Origin of the sequence: Brachyspira sp. SAP_772, assembly GCF_009755885.1 — a bacterium.
In the GTDB taxonomy this organism is placed as follows: domain Bacteria; phylum Spirochaetota; class Brachyspiria; order Brachyspirales; family Brachyspiraceae; genus Brachyspira.
The window spans coordinates 1-929 of sequence record NZ_VYIX01000060.1 but is presented as its reverse complement, the minus strand read 5'-3'; the positions used below and the strand labels follow the sequence as shown (position 1 = coordinate 929).

The following is a 929-nucleotide window of genomic DNA, read 5'->3' as shown; positions in this document are numbered from 1 at the left end:
AATGCTATGGTTACTACTGTATCTGAATATTTTTATAATAGATACGGTAAAGCAAATGCATTAGTTACTTCTATTATTAWGGGGCTTCCTATGATAGGTATTACTGCTGCTCAGATTATAGCTTCTGCAAGTATTTTAACTGTTATGACAGGYTGGAATTATAAAGTATCTGTTGTAATAGTTACAGTTGTAGTTACAGCATAYTCTTCTATGGGCGGACTTTGGGGTGTTGCTTTTACTGATTTAATACAAGGTTCGTTAGTATTCATTGGAAGTTTGGTTGCTATACCTTTTGCTTTGAATTATGCYGGAGGTTTTGAACATGTAATTTCTAATCTCACACCTGCACAAAAATCACTTACTGCTGGTATGGGTTGGCCTACTATAATATCACTTACTATAATGTATATAGCATCATATTCTGTTGGACCTGAAATTAGTCAGAGATTCTTTTCTGCAAGAGATTCTAAATCACTTATGATAGGTTCTTTAATGGGTGGGTTAGTTTGTATATTATATTCTTTATTTCCTGCTTTTTTGGGGTTGATTGCTTCTAGCGTTGTAAAAGATGGACTTCTCACTTCAGAATTATTAACCTCTGAGGGAAGCAGATATATTTTACCAGTGCTTGCAATTCATACTATGCCTCCTGTTATAGTTGGATTATTATTTTCTGCTTTAATATCTGCTACTATGTCTTCGGCTGACTCTGATATGCTTGCAGTTTCTGTAATAGCAACAAACGATATATATAAAAAATACATAAATAAAGATGCTACAGATAAACAATTACTTTTCTTGGGAAGAGCTTGTATGGTTGTAGTGGGACTTATAACAAACGATATATATAAAAAATACATAAATAAAGATGCTACAGATAAACAATTACTTTTCTTGGGAAGAGCTTGTATGGTTGTAGTGGGACTTAT

Annotated in this window: 1 protein-coding gene; it reads left to right on the top strand. The window is 33.1% G+C overall.

The window, feature by feature from the left end; all coding sequences use genetic code 11:
• Nucleotides 1–929: sodium:solute symporter (locus tag GQX97_RS12550; protein ID WP_232473372.1), on the top strand; the 929-nt coding region annotated here is incomplete at both ends.